The following is a 24,611-nucleotide window of genomic DNA, read 5'->3' on the forward strand; positions in this document are numbered from 1 at the left end:
TTTATTTGATCATTGTTCGGAGTCTTTCGTGTTATGCCTTTTAAGCTAGTGCTAGGCGAAACGTTTTTCTAAGTAGCGAATAATATCTGAAGATTCGTACATCCATTCTACTTGCCCTTCTTTCTCAATACGCAAACAAGGTACTTTTATTGTGCCGCCGCCTTCTTGAAGCTCTTTACGGTAAGGAGAGCCTTCTGACGCGCTGCGAGTTTTGATTGGTAAGTTTAACTTGTACATAGCTCGGCGAGTTTTGATGCAGAAAGGACAGGCAAAAAACTGGTAAAGGGTTAGGTGCTGCACTTCTTCGTTAACTTGCTGTTGCTTTTCAGGTGTGCGTTTTAGCTTTGTTCCACGCGTTATCAGGTCAATGGTCGCGATGATGGCACCTAGCAGGTTACGAATTAGACTAATAAGTATTTTCATATGGGTTGCTTGTTTGCCCTCTTAATAAATAGGAATGATATCAATTTTCGCTCATTCTAGCGGTAAAGTATCAATTGTATAAGAGCTAGAAGCGAATGTTTTTTTAAGATATTGCTTGCTTCGTATTTCGGCGGGGTTTTGAATTGTTGCATCAGACCAGTGATGTCAGATGACTTTAGTGGTTTCATGGCTTGGTTATGACGTAGTTATGCTTGGTAATTGTCTTAAGTCATGCTGTCAGTTTATTTGCTGTTATCTCCTCATTTGCTACAAGTTAACCCATTTCAAAGTCCTCTTTGTTCCTGTAATAATATAAACATGCCACACGGATTGACTGTGTCGTATCGCGTATGAAGCCTTAGGGCGGTTCAAATTGTGTTTGGTCTTTTTGTTGATAGACTGAGCAAAAATGGAGTAGGTTTTGATCTTGTAATCGCCAATGACTCAAAAGAGAGATAGGGTTCATGCGTCATTTTAACAAATACATTTTATCGTGGAATGCGTTGTTTCTAAAACGGAAGATTGTTTTTAATTCACGTATTGAATAAGCGCTATCTCACGATGTTAACAATGAGGTAATAACATGACAGATATTAATATTGGTATTAATAAAGAAAACCGATCTGAAATTTCAGAGGGATTAAAACGCCTTTTGGCAGATTCTTATACCTTGTATTTACAGACTCATAATTTTCATTGGAACGTGACGGGTCTTCAGTTCCGTGAGTTGCACTTAATGTTTGAAGAGCAATATCAAGAATTGGCGACTGCGGTGGATGATATCGCCGAGCGTATTCGTACCTTAGATGTTCCTGCACCAGGTACCTACAAAGAATTTGCAAAGCTTGCTTCTATTAAAGAAGTAGACGGTGTACCAGCGTCTACTGATATGGTGAAAATTTTAACGAAAGGTCATGAGCAAGTCATTAGAACGGCTCGGAGTGTGTTGAAAATTGCCCAAGAAGCAGAGGATGAATCTTCTGCGTCATTGGTCTCTGATCGTATGCGTATACATGAGAAAACTGCGTGGATGTTGAGAGCAACGCAAGCTTAGCCAGTATTAGGCCAGTAACTATCTCTAATCATTTTATCCAGTTACTGGCTGCTTTATGTTCACGGTGTTTGCTAGGCTAAGTATTTTCTTTTGACTCTTTGAGGTCTGGGGTTTGTCGGTAAAATTGACACAGTAGTCGGTAGACTTCAGGCATATGTTTTTTCATTCTATGAGGTGCTTCGAAGAAAGTTTCGCTGCACACTGCGAAAAACTCTGCGGGATTGGTAAGAGCATATTCGTCTAGTGGTAATGGCCGATGGTGTTGCCAATCAATTGATAGGCGTTCCCAAGCATTCGTGAAAGCATCATGCCATTCTCCAGGGCGCATGTCTGGATGCATTGGTGGTGCTCCGTTAGCGCCATCGCGTAGCATGTCCAGTTTATGGGCAAATTCATGGATAACCACGTTACTTGCGTGGCCATGTCTGGCGTGTGCGCCTGTTTCACAAATCGATTCCCATGACAGTATTAGGGGCCCGCGTAACCATGCTTCACCGCTTAATCCTGGTGCTTGGCTATGTACGACACCATCTTCGCTTTGATAGGGTCTATTAGGGACAAAATCACCCTTATAAAGAATAATCGTACTCCAATGATCGTACCAGTTTAGCCCTAAATTTAGGATAGGCACGCACGCCATTGTTGCAAGGCGCAAACACATCTCATCGGTTATTTCAGCATCCCCTCCGGGAGAGATGGATTTATGGACTAGAAAACGCATGGTTAATTGCCGTAAGGCGTCGCGCTCTTCTCCTTGATAGCGTTCCATTACGTGCCAGCCGTCTATAGCGGCCTCCCATTGCGCAGGGGTTATGTCGATTTTTTCAATTTTCTTGTCTTCCCACCAGTGGGTTATCTGATCAAACATTGGCGTTCCCTAATAGGTTAGATTCAAATGAAAATACTCTTTTTTTATATTAAAGGCAGTGCGTTTTATTTAATACGCAATTCATCCTAAATTTTGTTGCTATTCAGTGATTGAATCGAGAAGATTAAACTGTCTTGATGGTTCAAGAGAAATATTTGAGAAAAGTGTTTGTTGTTTAGGGCAGACAAAATGTTAACTTGCCAAAAGTTATTTTAAATTTTCACCATAAGGGTTCAACATGCACGTGGATAAAGCGAAAAAACGTATCGCTAAACAAGTAAAAAAGGGCTTCAAAGGATACCCTGCGATTTCACTAGAGTACTTTGGTGCATCAAAAGAGCTAGCAACAGAAGTCGCGATTAGCTTCACGATGGAAGAGGGCGATGAGCCACAAGAGCAGAGGTTCTCCGCTGAAACAGATGTGCGTGAAGATGAAACCATTCAATCGGTGCTCGTTAAAATTATTGAAAGAGCCGATGCAAAAAGTGTGACGGAAGTCGCTGGTGTAACAGTACTTTAATTTGAGTTGGATATTGAAGCGAAACAGCGAATACACTTCTGAAACGAGGAAATGTTAAGCTCGTTGTTTTGCGTTTTTCTGATGTATACCATAGAAATGTGTTTATTTTATGAATCCTTTTTGCTTACCATAGCTTACTACCTTCGCTCGGGTGTACCCTTCGTTTCAACAAATTGTTGAATTCGCGTATTAACGCGGTTACTCGTAAGGAATACACATGTCAGCTTCTGTTGGTCCTCTAAAACGTTTACGTCGTCTTCGTGGCACGCCAGCCATGCGTGATTTAGTTCGAGAAAATGATTTTTCTCTGAACGATTTAATTTACCCACTTTTTATTGAAGAAGGTATTGATAAGGCGATCCCTCTAACCAAGTTGCCGGGCATCTTTCGTTTGCCAGAAAACGATCTAGCACAAGAGACAAGAGATTTGTTTGCCTTGGGAATTCGTTATGTGATGCCGTTTGGCATTAGTCATCACAAAGATGCCCTTGGTAGCGACACTTGGAAAGATGATGGTTTATTAGCACGAATGATTATGACCATTAAAGAAGCATGCCCTGAGATGGTAGTGATTCCTGATATTTGTTTCTGTGAATATACCGATCATGGTCATTGTGGTGTGGTTCATAACGGCGATGTTGAAAACGATGAAAGTGTTAACAATCTAGTGAAGCAATGTATTACGGCAGCCAAGGCTGGGGCTGATATGTTGGCGCCATCAGCGATGATGGATGGACAAGTATTAGCTATTCGTCAGGGGCTTGATAAGGCGGGTTTTAAACAGGTCGGTATTCTGGCGCATTCTGCGAAGTTTGCTTCTTCTTTCTATGGACCGTTTCGTGAAGCGGTTGAAAGTGAGTTAGATGGAGACAGAAAATCCTATCAGCTGGATTGTGCTAATGGTCGTCAGGCGATGCAAGAAGCCTTGCTAGATGAGCAAGAAGGCGCTGATATTTTGATGGTTAAGCCTGGCACCCCATATTTGGATGTATTGGCCAATTTACGCAAAGAGACTCATCTTCCACTGGCGTCTTACCAAGTAGGTGGTGAATACGCTGGAATTAAGTTTGCAGCATTGGCTGGCGCGCTCGATGAGCAACAAGTCGTGTTCGAAACGTTAGTAGGATTTAAACGAGCAGGGGCTTCTTTGATTGTGACTTACTACGCGAAACAAGTGGCTGAGTGGCTAGCTAAATAAATTACCTTATAAATAATAAGAGGTAAAAAAAGGGGGCTATCAATAATGATGGCCCCCTTTTTTATTACCAAGATAGAAGATCAATAAACAGTATTAGCAACAAACGTTATTTGTTTTTTGCTTCTGCTGCTTCTTCTGCTTGTTGTTTTTCATAACGCTCTTCCCAGAAGTCGGCGCCTTTAATACCAAGGGCTTTTGGGTTAAACGTGTATTTTTTGACGCCTTCGGCTTTTTGACGTTCATAGTCGCGAAGGGTTTTTATCGTTGGCTTCGATAGGAAGAAGATCACTAGGATGCCAACAATGTTTATCCATGCCATTAAACCAACGCCCACATCGCCTAGGTTCCAAATGTAACCTGCGGTGTTGACCGTACCGTACGCAACCATGAACATAATCAATAATTTAACCAATGTTAGTGGAATATTGAACTTCAAAGTACGACGTAAGTACGCCACGTTGGTTTCTGCAATGTAGTAATACGCCAAGATCGTAGTGAAGGCGAAAAAGAACAGTGCGATACCAACAAATATAGGTCCTACACCACCAAAAACATGAGCCAGCGCCATTTGAGTGAACGCAGGAGAGGCGATGATAGTTGCTGGATCAACGTGTTGAACGATGAACTGGCCATCAGGTAGGCTACCTTGCACATTGTACTGTTGCGTGATCAAAATCATCAGAGCTGTCGCAGTACAAATGAATAATGTATCAACATAAACAGAAAATGCTTGAACAAGTCCTTGCTGTGCTGGATGTTCTACTTCTGCAGCAGCGGCCGCATGAGGACCAGTACCTTGACCTGCTTCGTTAGAATAAATACCACGTTTTACACCCCAACCAATCGCTGCGCCAAAGCCTGCTTGAGCAGTAAAGGCATCAGAGAAAATCAATTTGAAAATGTCAGGTACTTGGTGAATATTTAGAAAAACAACGATCAACGCCATGACAATGTAACCCAGTGCCATGAAAGGAACGATGATTTGAGTAAAGTTCGCAATTCGCTTGATGCCACCAAAGATAATGAAGGCTAAGACCAACAAGATGACAGCCAAAGCCACCAATTTAGTTGAGCTAACATCACCGAATGAACTGGATACAATAGAACCCGGTCCAAATATTTCTACTACGGCATTACCAACAGCATTGGCTTGAATGCCTGGTAGAAAAACGCCACAAGCGATAATAGAAGCGAGTGCGAATAAAACGCCTAACCAACGCCATCCAAGACAGCGGTCAAAGTAGTAAGCGGGTCCACCACGGTATTGACCATCTTCACTTACTTTATATAGCTGTCCAAGTGTGGATTCTGCATAAGCGGTACTGGCGCCTAAGAAAGCCACCACCCACATCCAGAATACGGCGCCAGGGCCACCAAAACCAATGGCAGCAGCAACACCTGCGATATTACCAACACCAACACGACCAGATAAAGAAACCGCTAGGGCCTGAAAAGACGAAATGCCTTTGTCTGATTCGTTAGAGCTGAGCAATAAATTGCACATTTCTTTGAAATGTCTAACCTGAGCAAAACGAGTGAGTACGGAATAGAATAATCCTGCGCCTAGACACAAATAGATTAATACTGGGCTCCAAATGACTCCGTTTAGAAAGTCAATGAATGCTTGCATATGTAAGTCTCCAAAGTGATTGCTTTGTAAGCATTGTTATATTTTTTTTTGGATTATTAGGTGCTAATAATCTTAATCCTTGTTATTGATAAACCAACAGAAAGAAACTAATGACAGTTAATTGGTTTACTAAAAACGAGGGCGACAGGAATCTAGCACGAAAAAAGAAAATGAAAAAGAAAATCAGCCGTTCTTGGTAAAAAGAGCGTTTGTTTTGATAAATCAATATGATATGGATGTTTTTTAAGCGTTTTTCAAAGCAGAAGGATGTGTGTTCAGTCTAGCGTGTGAAATCATATTTCAAGTTTAATTATTTAGAATAGTTAATTAACAGGTCTGAGTCCCCCAGACTTTACTAGATACCGATTAACAAATCGGTATCTAGTTCGTTTCTATACTTTGCCAACACTTAAATCAGTGGCTGTCATTTAAATAGATAGCGGGCGATAACTTCTTTTTGTTGTCCCCATTCATCAGCAATGCCAATACCAATGCCAATGATTTTCCCTTTCGCTTGAGGTGGATTTGCTTTCATTTTTACGTTGAAGCTAGCAAGCTTTGAGCTTTTTTCGTTTGCCAATAACGTCAAATGAGGTTGAAAGTTTTGGAAAACATTTGGGCTTCCGTAGCGCTGGAAGGCGGCTAGTTTATTCGGATAGCTTTTTACCCACCCTGGTAACACTGCATTGTGATCACGGAGTGGTTCAATGGCTAAAGTGACTTCGTCTGCGAGTCTTTGTAAGGAATTAGATGGCTCTAAGTTGATGAAAGCCCAGTTACTTTGTGTAACCGTGAGACCTTTTGCGTCAATCGGGAAGGCTTTAAAGTTCTGGGCTATTTTCTCTACTGCTTGCTTGATTGCTGCTTCTGACCCTTCAGGAAAATCTGTTAGATACAGAGTCGCGTGAACTGGAAAACCTTTCTCATAAAAGGTGTTGATGCCTTCTTTTTTAAGAGAATCACTTGTGTGTTTTACCAAGTCGCTGATGGGTTGAGAAGGAATCGCGAAAACATCCATACTAAGGCTTTTTGCTGAGGCACCAGTGGAAAAGCCTATTAAACTCATGAGGAAAATACAGGTGTATTTCAGTCTTGTTGTATTGCTTGCCTTGATCATATCTTGCGTCCTTTTACTGAATGGGAAAGCCTGCCTTAGGCAGCGTAAGGTTTATTATCATAACCAGTAAACCGTACTTTAAATTATTCATATGACGATATGAATAATTTAAATAGATGATAAAGTCAATTTTCTCATCATTTTACGGTCCAATATGAGTTTTAGTTAGATGCTTAAAAATAAAAAAAAACCGATATTGGCTTCAGCCAATATCGGTTTCTGTTGTGCTGTTTTATATTGTTAGGTTAGAGCGCTTTCTCTCGAATATTTTCTGTTGCCCGTGATGAATAGGACTAAGAAAATAGCTAAACCAATCAGTTGTAACCAGATATCAAAGTGTGGCCAAAGCATGAATATAGAGGACGCGAGTACTAATATTCTTGATGGAATGGACAATTTATCTTCCAAATAACCTTCCATCGCGGCAACCAAAGCGTACATGCCAAAGACAGCAAAGATAGTAAGGCGAATCAGTGTTTCTGTATCACCACCAATCAATGGCGTGTAAGCCATTAATAATGGGACTATGTAGAGCCCTTTTGCCAGTTTCCACGCGGTTAGGCCTGTTCGCATCGGTGGTGTTTTCGCAATTGCAGCCGCAGCAAAGGCCGTTAAACAAACCGGCGGTGTGACGTTACTGTCTTGTGAAAGCCAGAAGATGATCATATGCGCTGTTACTAAAATCATAGCAACACTGTTTGCACCAAGCGCTTGGTCCATCAACATACTTTTGAAGTCTGCAGGGACTTGCGCCAATAACGCAGTGGCTTGATCCATCGGCATGCCTTGGGCAAGTTTTGCAATGGATCCAGGATCAACTAGCATAAATACTGCGGTTGCTGCTTGCGGTAGACTACCGTTACTCATCATTTCTAATAATTGACTTTCAGCCATTAGATTAAAAATGGCGGGTGCAGAAAGTGTACCTAATACAATGTAAGACGCCGTTACAGGGAGCCCCATACCTAAGACTAATGATGCGATAGCAACCAGAACAATCGTTAAGAATAAACTGCCGCCAGCCCAATCTGAAATCATAATAGAGAAGGTATTACCAACGCCAGTGGTGCTGATGACGTTAACAACTAAGCCAATTCCGATCAGTAGAACGGCGGTCGTAGACATATTTTTGGCACCCTGTGCCATCGCGTCTAGAATCGCTATTGGTCCCATCTTATGGTTTTTAGATAACCAAGAAGACACAATTACTGCAATAATACCCAAGCCTGCAGCGTAAGTCGGTGTGAAGCCTTTTACTAAAAGTGTCACAAGCACCGCCAACGGCAGAATATTATGCCAACCTTCTTTTAATACTTGTGACATAGGAATGCCATCGTCTTCATCGACTGCCGTTACTCTCGTGCGCTTTGCTTCTACCCGAACAAAAAAGCCTACAGATAAAAAGTATAAAATAGCAGGAATAGTGGCAACACCAATGATGGTTACATAAGACACTTGAGTGTATGACGCCATGATGAATGCGCCAGCACCCATAATAGGAGGCATTAATTGGCCGCCTGTAGACGCTGCTGCTTCAATGCCTGCGGCAAATCGAGCTGGGAATCCTGCTTTACGCATTAGAGGAATAGTAATAACCCCAGTTGAAACCGTATTGGCAACGGAAGAGCCAGAGACTGATCCCATCAAGCCAGAGCCTAAGACGGCCACAAAACCCGGACCACCAATCATTTTACTGGCAAGAGAGCGGGCTAAAGAAATAATAAAATCGCCAGCACCAGATTTGACTAAAAATGCCCCAAACAAAATAAACATGAAGACAAAGCTCCATGAAATTCGAGAAATGGATCCAAACATGCCATCGGTACTGAAAAAGCTTCGGTAGAGAAGTGTTTCAACGCTTAACCCTGGGAACGAGAAAGGGCCGCTAATCCATTTTCCCCACAAAACAACATAGGTAAGCGCAACAAGAATCAGAAAAGGAATAAACCAGCCACTTGTGCGACGGATTAACTCTAAGGATAACAGCACGGCAATACTGGAAACAATCCAGTCACCGGTATCAAAGGTGACACCTCGAGCGTATAAGGCGTCTTCAAAAAAGACGATATAAAGTACCATTCCAATGAGTGCAAGCACGATCAGAATGTCAAAAAATAGGGCTATTTTGCTATCACGCCATTTTGGATTTGCGGGTATTAATAGCGCGCAAAGTGCGCCGAAACCTGCAAAGTGGAACGCAGATATTCTGAGTTCTGGCAGAGTGCCTATGGTGTTGATGTAAATATGTGCAACAGCAAGGAAAATCGACAAGGCAAAGACCACTCGAGTGATCCATCTTCCTTCTCTGTGTTTGGTTTCAAAATCTTCCAAACTGATTTCTTTTTCAGGCGATTTGATCGACTCAGTTGAAGCAGTCATAGGGCAGTTACCTTTGTACAAACAGGATAATGTAAAAAACAGTACCGCCTCTTATGAGGTGGTACTTACAAACGTTTTGATTAGTCTGCGATTAGATCAGCAGGAATTTTGATTCCTTGCTCACGGTAATAGCGAGCAGCACCTGGGTGAAGCGGCACTGGCAAGCCAGCAATGGCTTTTTCAAGTTTCATTACGGCAGTCGCTTTGTGAATCGCGCTCAAGTAGCCTAAGTTTTCATACAATGCTTTTGTTAGCTGATAAACATCTTCATCAGATACATCAGCACGGGTTGCTAAGAAATTAGGCTGAGCAATGGTGTTAATTGGTTTAGTTTGGCCAGGATAAGTGTTCGCAGGGATTACATAGCGAGTCCAAAGGTTGTAGCTTCCATTTGCTTCTTTCATCTGCTTGTCAGTGAAATCAAGCACAGCTACATTGTCACCGCCTAGCGAAGCATATAAACGAGTGACGGCACTGACTGGCACACCTGCTGGTGTGTTCATGCCATCGATATTACCGTTTTGCATCGCATCGGCACTGGAGCCGTAACCCAAGTAAGCAAGGCTGAAATTATCAGGTTGAATTCCTAAGCCTTTGAAAATCTGACGACCAGAACCTTCGGTTCCAGAATTCTTTGGTCCAATGGAAAACTTGTGGTCGGTACCTTCGATGTTTTTAAGGTCGGAAATAGTACCTGTCTTAACAAGATTGCTTCGAAGAGAGAAGTGCTCAACATTTTGCCACAACATAGATACTGAACGCAGTTCAGTTTGTTTACCTGATTGTGTTAATGGACCTTCGCCATTCCATGCCCAAGCACCGTATAAGCCTTGTAATATGGCAAATTGAGCTTGATTTTCTTTAAGCAGTTTGATGTTTTCGCCAGACCCTGCAGAGCTGATTGCTGAAAGTGACATACCAAACTTAGGTTCGAGCTTCACTTTACTTAAGGTGGCGATAGCAACGCCCACTGGGTAGTAAGTACCGCCGGTGGACGCCGTAGCAAGGATGTAGTTTCTATTATCGGCAGCGATACTGCTGGTTGCTGTTAACGCAATAGTAGCGGCAGTCGCTGTTGTAAGAATTGTTTTAGTGAAAAATCCCAGTTTCATTATATTTTTCTCCTTGGTGAGAACATCATTGTTTATTGTTATTAAGTCGAACAGGGTATTGTTCCGTTTGTGTATTTGGTTATTAATAATGGCTAACAATCATTAGCTCAGCGGCTCATAATTCAAATAGCAATATTGTCTTTCTAGACAGTAGGTCGTAAGAATAATTCATTTATAAACCAAAATTGTCGATAGTTTTTGATTTATTTTTACACATTCTTTAAATGTATAGCGAAGTGAGAGGTGATTGTCCATGGAAAACACAGAGATCAGTGTTGTGATGTTTGATTTAGGCAATGTGTTGGTTGATCTTGGCGATGTAGAAAAAATGCATGAGATGCTAAACACAGAAGGTGAAGAATCTGACGTTTGGCTGAAGTGGCTTCGTTCGCCTTCTGTTGCTGCCTTTGACTCAGGTAAGATCACATTTGACCAATTTGCGATGCGTTTGCCGCAAGAAGTAGGCAGTAATGTTGATAAAGAGACCTTTAAAAAGGCTTTCAAAGCGTGGCCAAAAGGCTTATTTACAGGTGCTCTTGAGCTGGTTCAATCGGTTAAGCCGAACTACCATCGAGCAATTTTATCGAATACCAATGCCGCCCATTGGTCTCGTCTCATGAATGAAATGGGGCTTGCTGGAAATTTCCACAGTTATTTTGCTTCTCATTTGATAGGGTCAGTAAAGCCTGATCGTTCTATTTATGATTATGTTCTTGACGCATTGCAGGTTGCGCCAGAGAAAATACTGTTTATTGATGATAATCAAGTAAACATTGATATGGCTCAAACTTTAGGCATTCAAGCTCACCGTGTGAAGGGTGTTGAAGAGGCAAAAAATGTATTAAATTCCTATAATGTATTACAGGAATAGGTTTTATTTTCGGGTAAAAATAATAGTGTATTGTGCTCCCTTGATAGGAAGTCATTGTCATCGAGATAGCAAAATAATTTGAATAGGGTATTTCTTATGCGTTCTTTTGATGGACGATCCTCAGGCATTTATTCAAGGGCACGACCGACCTATCCTGCAGAGCTGTATTATTGGCTTTCACATCAGGTAAAAAGTTCAGGTGTCGTATGGGATGCTGCTTGTGGCACTGGCCAAGCATCTATCGATTTGGCCGCTTATTTTGATAAGGTAGAAGCGTCAGATATCAGTGAATCTCAAATTGCTGAGGCGACACCGCATCGCAAAGTACATTATCAAGTCTTTCCTTCTGAAAAAACCAATTATCCAGACCATTATTTTGATGCGGTTTGCATAGGTCATGCGTTGCATTGGTTTGATTTGGATTTATTTTGGCAAGAAGTAAAGCGCGTACTTAAACCGGGTGGTCTTTTGGTGTGTTGGGGGTACAACTGGCTTACGGTAGGCGAGCAAGAAGACCTCGTTATTTCTGAGCATGTACTGTCTCATTTGTCTTCTTATTGGCCTGTACAGAGTCGTTTGCTTTGGAATCAGTATAGAGATATTCAATTCCCATTTGAGCCGATCGATGTTCCTAAATTTGATTTATATTGTAATTGGTCTGTTTCTCAAACCATGGATTTTATTCGCTCTTGGACGGCTGCGCAGTTGCGCATTCAAGACGAAGGCGATGATTTTTTAGTACAAGCAAATACGGTACTGCGCTCCGTGTGGAGTGACCCTTTACATAAAAAACAAATACACCTTCCATTTTTTGTTAGAGCTGGTCGCATGAAATAAGTCAGGCTTAGACTAAAGTGGAATAGATCATCATGTATAGAAAGCTATAGTAGTTTCAGCATCCTAAAAACAACTTTAACAATGGAGCGGGTTATGAAAACATTATACAGTGCAACCTCAAATGAGGCGGCAAAAAGCGCTAATATTAGTCAAGCAGAGTTTGAAAAACGCTATCAAGAATCGATCCAAAACCCAGAAGCATTTTGGGGGAGAGAAGGGAAGCGTTTAGATTGGATTACGCCCTATACCAAGGTTAAAAATACTTCTTTTGAGCGTGGAAATGTCAGCATAAAATGGTTTGAGGATGGTGAGCTTAATGTCGCCTACAATTGTATTGATCGCCATTTAGCTCAGCATGCCAACAAAGTCGCGTATTACTTAGAAAGTGATGAAGAGAATTCAGAAAAGAACGCTATTACCTATCAAACTTTGCACGATGAAGTTGGCCGTATAGCCAATGTACTAAAGAAACAAGGTGTGAAGAAAGGTGACCGAGTTGCCATCTACATGCCAATGATACCGCAAGCTGTCTACAGCATGTTAGCTTGTGCTCGAATTGGTGCTATCCATTCCGTTATTTTCGGGGGCTTTTCTGCCCATGCCATTGCCGATCGTTTGAATGACTGTGAAGTGAAACTTGTCATTACCGCAGATGAAGGTCGTCGAGCTGGCAACACTATACCTTTAAAACACAATGTAGATATGGCATTAGAAAACAATGCTTGCCCTACTGTTGAGAAAGTTTTGACCTATCGTCACACTAAAAAAGATGTCCCTTGGTTTGAGGGGAGAGATTTAGATTGGATGGTTGAGGCTGAAAAAGAAAGTACTGAATGCCCAGTAGAGACGATGAACGCTGAGGATCCTTTATTTATTCTGTATACATCAGGTTCAACTGGTAAGCCAAAAGGTGTTGTGCACACTACTGGTGGCTATTTGATGTATGCGGCTATGACACATGAAGTTGTATTTGATCTTAAGCCCGATGATGTTTTTTGGTGTGCGGCGGATGTTGGCTGGATCACAGGGCACAGTTATATTGTTTATGGCCCTCTAGCTAATGCAGCAACGAGTGTGTTGTTCGAAGGTGTACCAACGTACCCAGACTCTGGTCGTATTGGTCGTATTGTTGATAAATTTAATGTCACTATTTTATATACTGCGCCAACGGCAATTCGAGCGCTTATGTCGAAAGGCGATGAAGCAACGCGTTCTAGTAAACGTGATTCACTGCGCATTCTTGGTAGTGTGGGTGAACCAATTAATCCAGAAGCTTGGTCTTGGTACTATTCAGAAATGGGTAATGCTTCTTGTCCTATCGTTGATACTTGGTGGCAAACAGAAACCGGCGGCATGATGATGACACCACGAATCGTACAAGGCGATAGTAAGCCCGGTTCTTGTACGGGTCCTTTATACGGTGTTCAACCTGCATTAGTTGATGCTCAAGGTGTTTTGTTAGATGCGCAGGGTGTCAAGGTGGATGGCGGTCTGGTTATTACAGATTCTTGGCCTGGCCAAGCTCGAACTGTCTATGGTGATCACGAGCGTTTTGAACAGACTTATTTTAGTACCTTTGATGGTATGTACTTCACTGGTGATGGCGCGTCTAGAGATGCTGATGGTCATTATTGGATTACTGGTCGTATGGATGATGTATTAAATGTTTCAGGGCATCGCTTAGGGACAGCAGAAATCGAAAGTGCATTGGTAGCACACCCTTCTGTTGCAGAAGCCGCGATCGTTGGTTACCCGCATGACATTAAAGGCCAAGGTATTTATGTTTACGTTGCGCTGATTGATGGTGTTGAGCCAAGCGATGATTTAATGAAAGAACTGAAACAGTTTGTTCGTAAAGAAATTGGCCCGATTGCAACGCCTGATCTTATTCAATGGGCGACCAAAGGCCTGCCAAAAACGCGTTCAGGTAAGATCATGCGTCGTATTCTTCGTAAGATTGCGGCCAATGAACAGGACCAATTAGGCGACACAAGTACTTTGGCGGATCCAAGTGTGGTTGATGAATTGATCGATAACCGTTTAAATGTGAAGTCTTAATAACACTTAAAAAAAGAGTCATTAGTGATTTCACTTATTATTGCAGATGATCATCCTTTGTTTCGGAGCGCGCTAAGTGGCGCGCTTCGTGCTGAGATGAAAGGTATTACCATCGAAGAAGCCTATGATTTGGATTCAACTTTGCGCTGTTTGCGGCAAATGGAGGATGTGGATCTGCTTCTTTTGGATTTAAATATGCCCGGTAGCGGAGATTTGTTTGGTCTCATTCGGATCCGCTCTGACTTCCCCGATATTCCCGTTGCTGTTATTTCTGGTAGCGATGAAGTGTCTATGGTGGCTAAAGTGATAGAGGCTGGTGCGCTTGGTTTTATTCCTAAAACCAGTGAACCTGTTATTTATAGCAATGCAATCAATGCGATTTTAGCGGGAGATATCTGGCTGCCTGAGTATTTACAATCTGAATTGCTTAGCCAACCAAAGCCTGATTTAAGTATGCAACACAAGGTGGCAGAACTTACTCCGCAACAATATAAAGTTCTTTGTTATCTTCACGAAGGTTTGCTTAACAAACAAATTGCGTATGCGTTGTCGATTTCTGAGGCAACGGTAAAGGCACATATTACCGCTATCTTTCGAAAACTAGAGATCAACAACCGTACACAAGCCGTTCTGGTCGCCAGTGAGCTGAAACTACAGATTGGTAGCATCCAATCTTAGGGATTGCTGTTATCTTTGTGAGAGTGGGAGCAGGGCGGCACAGGATCGATGCCACCTTCATGCCAAGGGTGGCATTTGCCAAGCCTTCTTAGGCCTAAATAAACGCCTTTCACAATACCGAAACGTTCTATTGCCTCAATCATATAGCGAGAGCAGCTAGGGTAAAATCGGCAGTTGTTACCTAGAAAAGGACTAATCAAAAGTTGATAGCCTCTTACTAGTTTAATAAATAGAGTTTTTATCATAAAGTTGCTTTGTCTTTTAAATCGAGGTCTAGTAATAGCTCTCTTTCCTACGAAAACGAATATACCATGTCTGAACAGATTATTCATTTTGATGCGACTCAGGTGGTGGCCTATCAAGGCGAGCCAGGGGCTTATTCGCATCTAGCTTGTAAACAAACCTTCCCCCACTGGAAAAGCGTCAACTGTGCTACCTTTGCAGATGCCTTGCAGATGGTCGAGCAAGGAGATGCGCATTACGCGATGATTCCTGTTGAAAACTCCACCGCAGGTCGTGTCGAAGAAATTTATCGTGAATTGAGACGTACTCAACTGTATGTTGTTAAAGAACATTTTGAACCGGTTAATCATTGTTTAATGGCGCGTCATGGGATGACCCTAGAGCAAGTGAGCCAGATTGGTAGTCATCCACAAGCATTGGCTCAATGTGACAGTAATATCAAAGCACTGGGGGCGAAAAGTGTCGCCATGTATGATACGGCAGGTGCCGCGAAGCATCTTGCTGAGCAAGCTGAGGCGGGGCTAGCTGTTATCTCCTCAGAGCTGGCCGCTGAGCTGTATGGGCTAAACATACTAAAAACCTACTTTAACGATACTCAAGGTAATACAACGCGATTTTTAGTGTTTGCTAAACAGCAGAAAATGCCTGCTTTCGAACCTCAACAAACCTACATCACCTCTTTTATGTTTCGTGTGCGAAATATCCCGGCGGCACTTTATAAAGCCATGGGCGGCTTTGCTACCAATAGTATTAATATGTTGAAGCTAGAAAGTTACATGGTGAATGGTCATTTTACAGCGACACAGTTTTACGTCGATGTAGAAGCGCACTTCCAAGACCCTGCAATGCAGATTGCACTGGAAGAATTGCGTTTTTTTTCAGAAGAGATTCGTATGCTGGGCACCTATTATGCTGATGAGTATCGAGTGAAACGAGCCGCGTCTATAATTTAATGCTCTTGAATAAAAACGCCCTGACCTTAAGTGCCTAGCTATTGGGGCACTTAAGGTCAGGGCGTTTTTGTCTGTGTTATTTGCTTAAAAAACGTTTTACTAAACCCGTAAATGCCGCTGGTTTTTCGGCGTGTAGCCAATGCCCTGTGCCTGGGATCATTTTGAATTCTGCATTAGGGAAGAGTGCCATAATCGCATTTTGGTAGTCTGCAATGATGTAGTTAGATTTCTCACCCTTGATAAACAATGTCGGTGTGTCGATAGGTGCAGAGATCTCTGGTTTCTTTAAAATAGTGGCGTAGCTATTGGCGATATTGTCGAGAGAGATCACCAAACTAAAATTGTTGTCTTTTTTTGTAAGATTTTTCAGTAAGAACTGTCTAATAGGTAGGCTTGGTTCAAATTGACTTAGTATGGTGTCCGCTTGTTTGCGAGATTGAATGTCTGCTTCGTTAACTGCTTTCAGTCCTTTGAATATCTCGGTATGGCCTGGTTGGTAATCCACAGGGGATATGTCTGCGATAATCAGTTTTTTAATTTGATTTGGTTTGGCCATGGCGGCCATTTGCATTGCAACTTTTCCGCCCATCGAGTGTCCGAGAAGATAGAACGACGTTAATTTGGCGGCATTAGCCCACGCCAATATAGCGCTCGCCATTTTGGGGTAGGTGGCGTCTTCTAGTGGTGAAGATGCGCCATGATTAGGCAAGTCCAAGCAATAAACCGTAAAGTGTTCAGCAAGGGATTGTGCGATTGAGTGCCAGTTGTCTGCGTTGCCAAAAAGGCCATGAATGATGACAAGAGCTGGGCCAGATTCACCGTATTTTTTTGCGTGTACCATAATAACCTTATTGTTCAACATCAAATTTAACACATTGTAGCAAGTCTTTAGACTGTTCGCTTCCATTCAGACAAGGCACTTTTTTCATGCTAGATACATTCTTTATTCGAAATTTAAAGCAACCATTAGCGCGTTTGGCGCAGAGCTTAGATGCTTTAGGTGCCACCGCTAATGGCATAACTGTGGTGGGTTTTTTGTTTGGCCTTTTAGTTTTGCCTGCTTTGTACTGTGAAATGACCTTTGTTGCCTTGTTGTTGATTGTATTCAATCGCGCGATGGATGGGTTAGACGGTGCGGTAGCGCGAGTTCAAGGGCCAACCGATTTGGGTGGATATTTGGATATTACGTTGGATTTTATTTTTTATTCGGCAGTGATATTTGGCTTTGCATTAATGAACCCCGCGGAAAATGCATTGGCGGCGAGCTTTTTGATTTTTGCGTTTATGGGGACGGGGAGTAGCTTTTTGGCCTTTGCGATCATGGCTGAAAAGCGCAATATCGAGCGTTTAGACTATGGCAGAAAGTCACTTTATTTTTTAGGGGGATTAACAGAAGGAACGGAGACGATTTTGTTCTTGGTGTTGATTTGTCTGTTGCCTGATTACTTTTCAGTATTAGCGTATGTATTTGGTGCTGCGTGCTGGATAACAACGGCAACCCGTATTTATGCAGGTTACCGAACATTGTCTTAACGTTATCTAAACTTGGATGGGTAAGGTGCCTGTGATTAGTCGTGAAAAAAGGCGATTTCAATGTCACTTTTTACGATCGCACAGCAAGCAAGCATGTAGCCACTGTGAACCCAAGCAAGGGGCTCAAATGGGTATTCCACTTGCCCCCATAACAGCTTAATTGAGCAAGAAGAGCAGTAGCCTTCACGGCATTGGTATTCGATGTGAATACCCGCTCTTTCCAGCTGAGGCAGCAGCGGCTCGTCTTCAGTGACAAGAAACTGCTTCTTACCCAATAAGACGCGATGTACCAGGTCTTTAGATAGTGAGTCTTGTTTAGAGATCGAAGTCATCGAAGTCTGAATCGTCTAGGCTGTTGTCTGTTTGGCCCACTAAGTAGGAGCTAATTTCTGCTTCTTGAGGAGCCACTTGTACGTTGTCGCTAACGAGCCAAGCATTGATCCAAGGAATTGGATTGTGCTTAGTACTAAAGCAAGTATCCAGCCCCACTGCTTGCATGCGTACATTGGTAATGTACTCAACATATTGGCTTAGAATTTGAGCGTTTAGGCCGATCATGGAGCCATCTTTAAATAAGTAAGTTGCCCATTCTTTTTCTTGCTCTGCCGCTTCAATGAAGATGTTGCGTACCTCATCTTGGCATTCTGCCGCAATCATTGCCATTTCAGGGTCATCTTTACCAGACGCCATTAGGTTCAGCATGTGCTGAGTCCCCGTCAGGTGAAGGGCTTCATCGCGTGCGATCAATTTAATGATCTTAGCGTTACCTTCCATTAATGTGCGTTCAGCAAAGGCAAAACTACAAGCAAAGCTGACGTAGAAGCGAATGGCTTCCAATACGTTAACGGAAGCAATGGTGAGGTAGAGGGCTTTTTTTAGCGTCGGCATGGAAATTTCAACGCTGCCTTTACCAGGGATATGGTGTGTGCCCATGCCCAGTGTGTTGTACAAACTGACCATTTCAATTAAGCGGTCGTAGTAGACAGAGACACTGTCTGCTCGTTTGGTAATTTCTGTGTTGACGGTAATATCATCAAAAATAACCGTTGGATCATTGACAATATTTCGAATGATATGAGTGTAAGAACGGCTGTGAATGGTCTCACTAAAAGACCAGGTTTCAATCCAGGTTTCTAATTCTGGTAGCGACACAATTGGCAATAACGCAACATTAGGTGAGCGGCCTTGCACGCTGTCTAGCAAGGTTTGGTATTTTAAGTTACTCAAAAAAATGTGTTGTTCATGCTCGGCTAGCTGTTGGAAATCTTTACGATCGCTAGACAGATCGACTTCTTCAGGACGCCAAAAGAAAGACAATTGCTTTTCAATTAGTTTTTCAAAAATAGGGTGTTTTTGCTGGTCGTAGCGAGCAACATTGACATTTTCACCAAAGAACATAGGTTCTTTCATACTATCGAATTGCTTGCGGTTAAAAGTCGAGTAACTCATTGCTCAGGGGGTTCCTTAAATTCATCAGGCGTTCTATAGAGAAAAGCCTTAGAGAGTGATTAAATTTCTGTTTCGCTTTACACAACTAAGCCCCATCCTAGGATGGGGCTTGTGTTTGTGTGACAAATATCAGGCCTAGATCTTACAAGCACCACCGGCACAATCATCAATGTCGTCTTGCTGATCGTCCGCACCATCGCGGGTGTTATGGTAATAAAGTGTTTTTACACCCAGTTTGTAAGCGGTTAGAAGGTCTTTTAAGATCACCTTCATAGGTACTTTTTGAGACTCAAATTTCTGAGGGTCGTAGTTTGTGTTCGCCGAAATTGCTTGGTCAACAAACTTCTGCATAATACCCACAAGCTGCAAGTAACCATCGTTTGAAGGGATGGTCCATAATAGCTCATATTGCTCTTTTAGGCGATCAAACTCAGGCACAACTTGCTTAAGAATGCCGTCTTTACTGGCTTTCACAGAGACAAAACCGCGTGGTGGCTCAATGCCATTGGTCGCGTTGCTGATCTGAGAAGACGTTTCAGAAGGCATCAGCGCGGTTAGCGTTGAGTTACGTAAGCCATGTTTCACAATATCAGTACGCAATGTTTCCCAATCGTAGTAAAGCTCAGGAGAAACGATGTTATCGATTTCTTTTTTGTAAGAGTCGATTGGCAAAATGCCTTTTGCGTACGTTGTTTCATTGAAAGCCAAACATGGGCCGAACTCTTGAGAAAGTTTGTTCGATGCTTTTAGTAGGTAGTACTGAATCGCTTCGAAAGTTTTGTGGGTCAGTTCGTTCGCACTGCCATCAGAATATTTAACGCCGTTCTTCGCTAAATAATACGCATAGTTGATGACACCAACACCCAAAGTACGACGCAGTTCAGTGGCACGTTGCGCCGCTGGAATCGGGTAGTTTTGGTAATCAAGTAACGCGTCCAATGCGCGAACAATCAATTCAGACAGTTCTTCGAGCTCATCAAGGTTTTCTAAGGCACCAAGGTTAAAAGCAGACAAGGTACAAAGGGCAATTTCGCCTTCTGGATCGTCGATGCGGTTTAATGGTTTAGTTGGTAGTGCGATTTCTAGACACAAGTTACTTTGTTTAACCGGCGCCACGGCTGGGTCAAACGGGCTGTGCGTATTGCAGTGATCGACGTTTTGCAGGTAGATACGGCCTGTACTAGCACGCTCAGAAGCAAACAAGGTAAACAGTTCAGACGCTTTAATGGTTTGCTTGCGGATAGATTCGTCTTGCTCATATTGAACGTATAGACGGTCGAACTCTTCTTGATCTGCGAAGAAAGCATCGTAGAGTCCAGGTACATCTGATGGACTGAATAAGGTGATGTTGCCACCTTTAATCAGACGTTGGTACATCAGGCGGTTAAATTGAACGCCGTAATCTAGGTGGCGAACACGGTTTTCTTCAACACCACGGTTATTTTTCAAGACCAATAGGCTTTCTACTTCTAGATGCCAGATCGGGTAGAAAACAGTGGCCGCACCGCCACGAACACCACCTTGTGAACAGCTTTTTACGGCAGTTTGGAAGTGTTTGTAGAATGGAATACAGCCTGTGTGGAAAGCTTCACCGCCACGGATTGGGCTACCCAAAGCGCGAATAGCGCCCGCATTTACGCCAATACCAGCGCGTTGACTAACGTACTTAACGATAGCGCTAGACGTGGCATTGATAGAGTCTAGAGAGTCACCACATTCAATCAATACACAGCTACTGAACTGACGTGTAGGGGTACGAATACCCGCCATGATCGGTGTTGGTAGTGAAATTTTGAACTTAGAAACAGCATCATAAAAACGTTTGATCAAGACTAAGCGTTCTTTCTTATCGTAGCCTGCAAACAAGCATGCAGCGACTAGAATATAGATAAATTGTGGGCTTTCATAAATCTGGCCACTAACGCGGTTTTGAACTAAATATTTCCCTTCTAGCTGTTTAACCGCAGCGTAAGAAAAATCCATATCACGAGAGTGATCAATAAAACCGTTTAGTTTCTCGAAGTCTTCTTTAGAGTAATCTTTTAGCAGGTTTTCATCGTAGCGCTTTTGTTCAACAAGGTTTTGCACATGAGCATAAAGATGCGGTGGCTCAAAATCACCAAATGCTTTTTTACGCAAATGGAAGATGGCAAGGCGCGCGGCAAGATACTGGTAATCAGGGGTGTTTTCCGAGATTAAATCTGCAGCTGATTTGATCAAAGTTTCGTGAATATCAGTGGTTCGAATCCCTTCAAAGAACTGAATTTGGGCTTTTAATTCGACTTGGGAAACGGATACATTGTCTAAGCCATCAGCGGCCCATGTAATGACTTTATGAATCTTCTCAAGATTGATGTTTTCGGTCTGCCCGTTACGCTTAGTAACTGTGAGAGTGCTCATGCCTTAACTTCCCATTAGTGCATTCTGTGATTTAAGAGGTGTTTTACTGTATCTAGTGTTGGTTTGCTTGTTTGAACACTACATATAGTGTTTTGATCACCTGACTGTGAGAACAATAATGCTCTTTTTTTTTTAAATCAAGACTTGATAAATGCACAGAATTAAGGTCTGTTAGCTGCGGTAAGCGTCTACTAACTAGGCTCGCCTTAGGAAGCGGAATCTTGGTGGGAGGCAATATGTGATTGTCTTTTTTTTACTATTTTTACGAAAAAAAAATAGCCTTTTTTCTTGCCCAAACATTGATCAGGATTAAGCGCTTAGCACCATTTTGGCAAAAGCGACCAAAGAGAATAAAATTAACTGATGTACCAGATAGATAGGTAGAGCGAAGCGACCCATGAAGGTTAATATTTGCACCAATAAGTGGTTTGGAATGGTGCATTTATGCCAATTTAAATAACCGAATAGAGGACCAATCAAAACAACCCCAATCCAAGGCAGTGGAAAAAGAATGTCTAGTGTCTGATGAGGTAAATTTAAGTAATGTACTATGGTAGGAAGGGCGTTTGGGAAATGCAACCAAGACGTTTCACTGTAGATGGCGAGAATAGCGCTGCCGATCAAAGCAGAAAGAATGGGGCGACGACTTAATGGGCGTACCAAAAAGGTAGCCAGAAAAATAAAGTGTAAGATGCCAAAAAAAATCCAATGATTGGGGAGCGCAAGATAGGTTCCGAGAGAAATCAATGCAGCAGCCAGCAGTACTTTTACGTCTCGTTTCCAAATGACGAATCTGAGGTGATGACGATTGGATAAATAGGCGGACCAGCCTACAGCGGTGAGAAATAGCGTCACGATAACGCGTCTAAAATCGATCCAGAATGGATCGGCTAATGAAAACTCAATATAGCCAAAGTTTCCTAGGTCCCAGCAAAAATGAAAAATCATCATAAGCAAAACGGCAAAGCCTCGATATGCATCAAGGAACGAACTGCGTGAAACGTCTAAAACATCATGATCTGCTGACATGTGAATCCAAGGAAAATATAACGAAGAGAGTCCGGCCATCATACCGACACTCAAATTCGAGCTCAAGGTGCTCGGTGCTATTACCTTGTCTTAAAAAGAATTTAGAGTGGAATCAAGAGAAAATTATTATGTTTGGTCGTGAGGTTAGTGTGCCTCGCAAAGTCGCTTTTTTGGGTGATCATGGGCTTTGCTATCGTTATTCCGGTGTAGATCATTATGCGCAGGGGTGGCCAGATTGGTTGCTGAGTATTAAGCAAGAAGCCGAGTGTTTATCGGGGCAGCGGTTTAATTGTGTCTTATTAAACTGGTATCAAGATGGTGACGATTATATGGGGTGGCATAGTGATAGCGAAGTGACGCTTGGCCCTGCGCCTGTGGTGGCGATGTTAAGTTTAGGTGCGCAGAGGGAGTTTGTATTTCGCCTTAAAGGCAATCACAAGATAAAACATACGGTAAGTTTAACTAACGAAAGCTGGTTAGTGATGTGTGAATCTACTCAGGTGTTGTGGCAGCATAGTTTACCGAAAAGAAAAAAAGTCAAAGAGGAGCGGATAAGTTTAACGTTTCGGCTCCTCTTATTCTGATCACTGTACACAGGGTTAAGGCGCTTTACGTCGCAATGTCCATTGTTCATTAATTTTTCTGAAGCATAGACGATCATGGAGGCGACTAGGACGGCCTTGCCAAAACTCAATAGAGGTTGGGTTTAAAGTATAGCCACCCCAGTTTTCAGGGCAGGCCACTTTTTGATCCGTGAACGCTTTTTCTTCTGCCTTAAAGGCGGCTTGAAGAACGCTTCGATCTTTAATGATGGTACTTTGTTTTGATGTTCGTGCAGCAAGTTGACTGCCTCTAGGACGACTAGAGAAATAGTCTTCAGAAACCTCTCTGAGTACTTTTTCTACCGTACCTTCAATACGAATTTGTCGTGATAACGTGGGCCAAAAAAACGTTAAGCAAGCTTTGTTGTTGTGTGCTAGCTGCTGGCCTTTGTCGCTTTCATAATTGGTGAAGAAGGTGAAGCCAGACTCATTATGTTCTTTTAACAGAACCACACGAGCATGAGGCTGCCCTTGAGCGTCGACTGTGCTTATTAGCATAGCCGTTGGATCATCGACGCCTTCGTCGATAGCAAAAGCAAGCCATTGATCAAAGAAAGCGGTTGGGTCGTCTCCCACGGTATCTTCCAAGAGATCCTCGAATTGATAATCACGTCGAATGGCGTGTAGGTCACGGTTCATAATCAGATCCTGTAAGTTGAGATGGTCATAACTTTTGAAATTTGTGTCATCATTGCCATAACAGGTTTAGGGAAAACATAGCCCCCAGAGTCTAATGCTGCTTGTTTATGTCGTGCTTCATCAATGTGCATTTGAGTAAGCACTGCTTTACTTTTTACATCTTGTACTGGCAATGCGCTCATATGTTTTTCTAAATGAGTGCAGACTTGATCTTCGGTTGCGGCGACAAAGCCTAAACTGAGCTTGTCACTAATCAATCCAGCCCCTGCGCCGATACTAAAAGAAGCACCATAAAATAATGGGTTTAAAATACTGGGTCGACTGCCTAAATCGTATAAGCGTTTCTCACACCATACGAGGTGATCTATTTCTTCTTCTGCAGCATGCTCCATTTTTTCTCTAACGGCATCCAGTTTGGCTGTGCTTGCTTGGCCTGCATACAATGCTTGAGCGCAAACTTCACCAGTATGGTTTATCCGCATTAGGCCAATAGCATGCTTGCGTTCAGCATCCGTGTATTGTGCCTCTTGGTGTTCGTTAGCTGGAGACGCTCGCATGGCTTTTGCTGCGTGTGGCACTAGTGTTTGCAGAGCCCGATCAAGCTGTAATACCGCTTTGTCTAGAACAGAAAACATCGTATTTACTCCTATTAGCCTGGCGGCCAGGTCATGGCGCGACCACCGAGTACATGCATGTGAATGTGGTACACGGTTTGGCCACCCATTTCATTACAGTTCATTGTGACGCGATAGCCGGCATCGCTAATGCCTTTTTCTTTGGCGATTTTCGCCGCAACGATAGGGAGCTTCCCTACGATCGGAGAATCGTCATCGGTCAAGTCGTTTAATGTACTGATATGGCGCTTTGGGATCACTAAAAAGTGCGTTGGCGCCTGAGGCATGATGTCTTCAAAGGCAATCACATCATCATCTTGGTACAAAATAGTGGCTGGTATCTCGCCTTTGACTAATTTACAAAATAGGCAATCCATGTAGTCCCCTAGGTTTCTATTATTGAA

At 42.7% G+C, this 24,611-nt stretch carries 25 protein-coding genes; 10 read left to right on the plus strand and 15 right to left on the minus strand.

Going from position 1 to position 24,611, the window contains the following annotated elements; translation table 11 throughout:
- Positions 1–51 precede the first annotated feature (51 nt).
- The gene (locus E0D70_RS06965) at positions 52–423 is read right to left on the minus strand and encodes a glutathione S-transferase N-terminal domain-containing protein (RefSeq protein ID WP_133011549.1); all 372 of its coding nucleotides are present in this window, start codon (positions 421–423) and stop codon (positions 52–54) included.
- Positions 424–1,006: 583 nt separating this feature from the next.
- On the opposite strand from E0D70_RS06965, the gene E0D70_RS06970 reads away from it, so the two are divergent.
- Positions 1,007–1,477 carry a Dps family protein gene (locus tag E0D70_RS06970; protein ID WP_133011550.1) on the plus strand — a complete coding sequence of 157 codons (471 nt, stop codon included), beginning with the start codon at positions 1,007–1,009 and terminating at the stop codon, positions 1,475–1,477.
- A gap of 76 nt (positions 1,478–1,553) precedes the next feature.
- Here E0D70_RS06970 and E0D70_RS06975 read toward each other — a convergent pair whose 3' ends face one another.
- Positions 1,554–2,345: a M90 family metallopeptidase gene (locus E0D70_RS06975; RefSeq protein WP_133011551.1), complete on the minus strand. Its 792-nt coding sequence runs from the start codon at positions 2,343–2,345 to the stop codon at positions 1,554–1,556.
- Between the two features lie 238 nt (positions 2,346–2,583).
- Between E0D70_RS06975 and E0D70_RS06980 the strand changes: the two genes are divergently transcribed.
- Both E0D70_RS06980 and hemB read left to right on the plus strand, forming a co-directional pair.
- Positions 2,584–2,865 (plus strand): hypothetical protein, encoded by a 282-nt coding sequence (locus tag E0D70_RS06980; RefSeq protein ID WP_133011552.1) that lies wholly within the window; start codon positions 2,584–2,586, stop codon positions 2,863–2,865.
- 217 nt (positions 2,866–3,082) lie between these two features.
- The gene (hemB, locus tag E0D70_RS06985; protein WP_133011553.1) at positions 3,083–4,063 is read left to right on the plus strand and encodes a porphobilinogen synthase; all 981 of its coding nucleotides are present in this window, start codon (positions 3,083–3,085) and stop codon (positions 4,061–4,063) included.
- A gap of 106 nt (positions 4,064–4,169) precedes the next feature.
- Here the strand turns inward: hemB and E0D70_RS06990 are convergent, their stop codons facing one another.
- From E0D70_RS06990 to E0D70_RS07005, 4 genes are all read right to left on the minus strand, one after another.
- The gene (locus E0D70_RS06990) at positions 4,170–5,693 is read right to left on the minus strand and encodes an alanine/glycine:cation symporter family protein (RefSeq protein WP_133011554.1); all 1,524 of its coding nucleotides are present in this window, start codon (positions 5,691–5,693) and stop codon (positions 4,170–4,172) included.
- A gap of 424 nt (positions 5,694–6,117) precedes the next feature.
- Positions 6,118–6,810: a 2'-5' RNA ligase family protein gene (locus tag E0D70_RS06995; protein ID WP_133011555.1), complete on the minus strand. Its 693-nt coding sequence runs from the start codon at positions 6,808–6,810 to the stop codon at positions 6,118–6,120.
- 240 nt (positions 6,811–7,050) lie between these two features.
- Positions 7,051–9,189 (minus strand): TRAP transporter permease, encoded by a 2,139-nt coding sequence (locus E0D70_RS07000; protein WP_133011556.1) that lies wholly within the window; start codon positions 9,187–9,189, stop codon positions 7,051–7,053.
- 80 nt (positions 9,190–9,269) lie between these two features.
- On the minus strand, positions 9,270–10,301 hold the full coding sequence (locus E0D70_RS07005) for a TAXI family TRAP transporter solute-binding subunit (protein ID WP_133011557.1): 1,032 nt from the start codon (positions 10,299–10,301) through the stop codon (positions 9,270–9,272).
- A gap of 253 nt (positions 10,302–10,554) precedes the next feature.
- Between E0D70_RS07005 and E0D70_RS07010 the strand changes: the two genes are divergently transcribed.
- The 4 genes from E0D70_RS07010 (at position 10,555) to E0D70_RS07025 (ending at position 14,745) form a co-directional block, all read left to right on the plus strand.
- Entirely contained in the window at positions 10,555–11,172 is a 618-nt protein-coding gene (locus E0D70_RS07010) for an HAD family hydrolase (protein ID WP_133011558.1), read from the plus strand.
- A 96-nt stretch (positions 11,173–11,268) separates the two neighbouring features.
- Complete coding sequence (locus tag E0D70_RS07015) at positions 11,269–12,009, plus strand: class I SAM-dependent methyltransferase (protein WP_133011559.1); 741 nt, start codon at positions 11,269–11,271, stop codon at positions 12,007–12,009.
- A 93-nt stretch (positions 12,010–12,102) separates the two neighbouring features.
- Positions 12,103–14,067 carry an acetate--CoA ligase gene (gene acs, locus E0D70_RS07020; protein ID WP_133011560.1) on the plus strand — a complete coding sequence of 655 codons (1,965 nt, stop codon included), beginning with the start codon at positions 12,103–12,105 and terminating at the stop codon, positions 14,065–14,067.
- Positions 14,068–14,091: 24 nt separating this feature from the next.
- The gene (locus tag E0D70_RS07025) at positions 14,092–14,745 is read left to right on the plus strand and encodes a response regulator transcription factor (RefSeq protein WP_133011561.1); all 654 of its coding nucleotides are present in this window, start codon (positions 14,092–14,094) and stop codon (positions 14,743–14,745) included.
- Here E0D70_RS07025 and yidD read toward each other — a convergent pair.
- Positions 14,742–15,131: a membrane protein insertion efficiency factor YidD gene (yidD, locus tag E0D70_RS17775; RefSeq protein WP_420813328.1), complete on the minus strand. Its 390-nt coding sequence runs from the start codon at positions 15,129–15,131 to the stop codon at positions 14,742–14,744. The genes E0D70_RS07025 and yidD overlap by 4 nt on opposite strands.
- On the opposite strand from yidD, the gene E0D70_RS07035 reads away from it, so the two are divergent.
- Positions 15,057–15,941: a prephenate dehydratase gene (locus E0D70_RS07035; RefSeq protein WP_133011563.1), complete on the plus strand. Its 885-nt coding sequence runs from the start codon at positions 15,057–15,059 to the stop codon at positions 15,939–15,941. The two genes, yidD and E0D70_RS07035, sit on opposite strands and share 75 nt — an antisense overlap.
- 76 nt (positions 15,942–16,017) lie before the next feature.
- Here E0D70_RS07035 and E0D70_RS07040 read toward each other — a convergent pair whose 3' ends face one another.
- Positions 16,018–16,803: an alpha/beta fold hydrolase gene (locus E0D70_RS07040; RefSeq protein WP_240537017.1), complete on the minus strand. Its 786-nt coding sequence runs from the start codon at positions 16,801–16,803 to the stop codon at positions 16,018–16,020.
- Between the two features lie 65 nt (positions 16,804–16,868).
- On the opposite strand from E0D70_RS07040, the gene E0D70_RS07045 reads away from it, so the two are divergent.
- Positions 16,869–17,474: a CDP-alcohol phosphatidyltransferase family protein gene (locus E0D70_RS07045; protein WP_133011564.1), complete on the plus strand. Its 606-nt coding sequence runs from the start codon at positions 16,869–16,871 to the stop codon at positions 17,472–17,474.
- Positions 17,475–17,509: 35 nt separating this feature from the next.
- Here the strand turns inward: E0D70_RS07045 and yfaE are convergent, their stop codons facing one another.
- The 4 genes from yfaE to E0D70_RS07065 all read right to left on the minus strand — a co-directional run bounded on the left by yfaE (position 17,510) and on the right by E0D70_RS07065 (position 22,352).
- Positions 17,510–17,806, minus strand: coding sequence for a class I ribonucleotide reductase maintenance protein YfaE (yfaE, locus tag E0D70_RS07050; RefSeq protein ID WP_133011565.1), 297 nt, complete (start codon positions 17,804–17,806; stop codon positions 17,510–17,512).
- On the minus strand, positions 17,790–18,923 hold the full coding sequence (gene nrdB, locus E0D70_RS07055) for a class Ia ribonucleoside-diphosphate reductase subunit beta (protein ID WP_133011566.1): 1,134 nt from the start codon (positions 18,921–18,923) through the stop codon (positions 17,790–17,792). Before nrdB ends, yfaE begins: the two co-directional genes overlap by 17 nt.
- A 135-nt stretch (positions 18,924–19,058) precedes the next feature.
- Positions 19,059–21,323, minus strand: a complete 2,265-nt coding sequence (gene nrdA, locus E0D70_RS07060; RefSeq protein WP_133011567.1) for a class 1a ribonucleoside-diphosphate reductase subunit alpha — start codon at positions 21,321–21,323, stop codon at positions 19,059–19,061.
- 309 nt (positions 21,324–21,632) lie between these two features.
- Positions 21,633–22,352 (minus strand): heparan-alpha-glucosaminide N-acetyltransferase, encoded by a 720-nt coding sequence (locus E0D70_RS07065; protein WP_133011568.1) that lies wholly within the window; start codon positions 22,350–22,352, stop codon positions 21,633–21,635.
- Between the two features lie 74 nt (positions 22,353–22,426).
- Here E0D70_RS07065 and E0D70_RS07070 point away from each other — a divergent pair, with 74 nt between their 5' ends.
- Positions 22,427–22,936 carry an alpha-ketoglutarate-dependent dioxygenase AlkB family protein gene (locus tag E0D70_RS07070; protein ID WP_240537018.1) on the plus strand — a complete coding sequence of 170 codons (510 nt, stop codon included), beginning with the start codon at positions 22,427–22,429 and terminating at the stop codon, positions 22,934–22,936.
- Between the two features lie 15 nt (positions 22,937–22,951).
- Here the strand turns inward: E0D70_RS07070 and pdxH are convergent, their stop codons facing one another.
- The 3 genes from pdxH to E0D70_RS07085 are packed head-to-tail and all read right to left on the minus strand — an operon-like array spanning position 22,952 to position 24,584.
- Positions 22,952–23,593 (minus strand): pyridoxamine 5'-phosphate oxidase, encoded by a 642-nt coding sequence (gene pdxH / locus E0D70_RS07075; RefSeq protein ID WP_133011570.1) that lies wholly within the window; start codon positions 23,591–23,593, stop codon positions 22,952–22,954.
- Positions 23,594–23,595: 2 nt separating this feature from the next.
- Positions 23,596–24,228 carry a 2-polyprenyl-3-methyl-6-methoxy-1,4-benzoquinone monooxygenase gene (gene coq7, locus E0D70_RS07080; protein WP_133011571.1) on the minus strand — a complete coding sequence of 211 codons (633 nt, stop codon included), beginning with the start codon at positions 24,226–24,228 and terminating at the stop codon, positions 23,596–23,598.
- 14 nt (positions 24,229–24,242) lie between these two features.
- Positions 24,243–24,584 (minus strand): histidine triad nucleotide-binding protein, encoded by a 342-nt coding sequence (locus E0D70_RS07085; protein ID WP_133011572.1) that lies wholly within the window; start codon positions 24,582–24,584, stop codon positions 24,243–24,245.
- Between the last annotated feature and the right edge of the window lie 27 nt (positions 24,585–24,611).

It is taken from the genome of Marinomonas flavescens (genome assembly GCF_004352835.1).
Taxonomy (GTDB): domain Bacteria; phylum Pseudomonadota; class Gammaproteobacteria; order Pseudomonadales; family Marinomonadaceae; genus Marinomonas; species Marinomonas flavescens.

Excerpts from the sequence above, each read along its gene's own strand:
- E0D70_RS06965 (WP_133011549.1), bottom strand. The coding sequence starts at position 423 with ATGAAAATACTTATTAGTCTAATTCGTAACCTGCTAGGTGCCATCATC.
- E0D70_RS06970 (WP_133011550.1), top strand. The coding sequence starts at position 1,007 with ATGACAGATATTAATATTGGTATTAATAAAGAAAACCGATCTGAAATT.
- E0D70_RS06975 (WP_133011551.1), bottom strand. The coding sequence starts at position 2,345 with ATGTTTGATCAGATAACCCACTGGTGGGAAGACAAGAAAATTGAAAAA.
- E0D70_RS06980 (WP_133011552.1), top strand. The coding sequence starts at position 2,584 with ATGCACGTGGATAAAGCGAAAAAACGTATCGCTAAACAAGTAAAAAAG.
- hemB (WP_133011553.1), top strand. The coding sequence starts at position 3,083 with ATGTCAGCTTCTGTTGGTCCTCTAAAACGTTTACGTCGTCTTCGTGGC.
- E0D70_RS06990 (WP_133011554.1), bottom strand. The coding sequence starts at position 5,693 with ATGCAAGCATTCATTGACTTTCTAAACGGAGTCATTTGGAGCCCAGTA.
- E0D70_RS06995 (WP_133011555.1), bottom strand. The coding sequence starts at position 6,810 with ATGATCAAGGCAAGCAATACAACAAGACTGAAATACACCTGTATTTTC.
- E0D70_RS07000 (WP_133011556.1), bottom strand. The coding sequence starts at position 9,189 with ATGACTGCTTCAACTGAGTCGATCAAATCGCCTGAAAAAGAAATCAGT.
- E0D70_RS07005 (WP_133011557.1), bottom strand. The coding sequence starts at position 10,301 with ATGAAACTGGGATTTTTCACTAAAACAATTCTTACAACAGCGACTGCC.
- E0D70_RS07010 (WP_133011558.1), top strand. The coding sequence starts at position 10,555 with ATGGAAAACACAGAGATCAGTGTTGTGATGTTTGATTTAGGCAATGTG.
- E0D70_RS07015 (WP_133011559.1), top strand. The coding sequence starts at position 11,269 with ATGCGTTCTTTTGATGGACGATCCTCAGGCATTTATTCAAGGGCACGA.
- acs (WP_133011560.1), top strand. The coding sequence starts at position 12,103 with ATGAAAACATTATACAGTGCAACCTCAAATGAGGCGGCAAAAAGCGCT.
- E0D70_RS07035 (WP_133011563.1), top strand. The coding sequence starts at position 15,057 with ATGTCTGAACAGATTATTCATTTTGATGCGACTCAGGTGGTGGCCTAT.
- yidD (WP_420813328.1), bottom strand. The coding sequence starts at position 15,131 with ATGCGAATAAGCCCCTGGCTCGCCTTGATAGGCCACCACCTGAGTCGC.
- E0D70_RS07040 (WP_240537017.1), bottom strand. The coding sequence starts at position 16,803 with ATGTTGAACAATAAGGTTATTATGGTACACGCAAAAAAATACGGTGAA.
- E0D70_RS07045 (WP_133011564.1), top strand. The coding sequence starts at position 16,869 with ATGCTAGATACATTCTTTATTCGAAATTTAAAGCAACCATTAGCGCGT.
- yfaE (WP_133011565.1), bottom strand. The coding sequence starts at position 17,806 with ATGACTTCGATCTCTAAACAAGACTCACTATCTAAAGACCTGGTACAT.
- nrdB (WP_133011566.1), bottom strand. The coding sequence starts at position 18,923 with ATGAGTTACTCGACTTTTAACCGCAAGCAATTCGATAGTATGAAAGAA.
- nrdA (WP_133011567.1), bottom strand. The coding sequence starts at position 21,323 with ATGAGCACTCTCACAGTTACTAAGCGTAACGGGCAGACCGAAAACATC.
- E0D70_RS07065 (WP_133011568.1), bottom strand. The coding sequence starts at position 22,352 with ATGTCAGCAGATCATGATGTTTTAGACGTTTCACGCAGTTCGTTCCTT.
- pdxH (WP_133011570.1), bottom strand. The coding sequence starts at position 23,593 with ATGAACCGTGACCTACACGCCATTCGACGTGATTATCAATTCGAGGAT.
- coq7 (WP_133011571.1), bottom strand. The coding sequence starts at position 24,228 with ATGTTTTCTGTTCTAGACAAAGCGGTATTACAGCTTGATCGGGCTCTG.
- E0D70_RS07085 (WP_133011572.1), bottom strand. The coding sequence starts at position 24,584 with ATGGATTGCCTATTTTGTAAATTAGTCAAAGGCGAGATACCAGCCACT.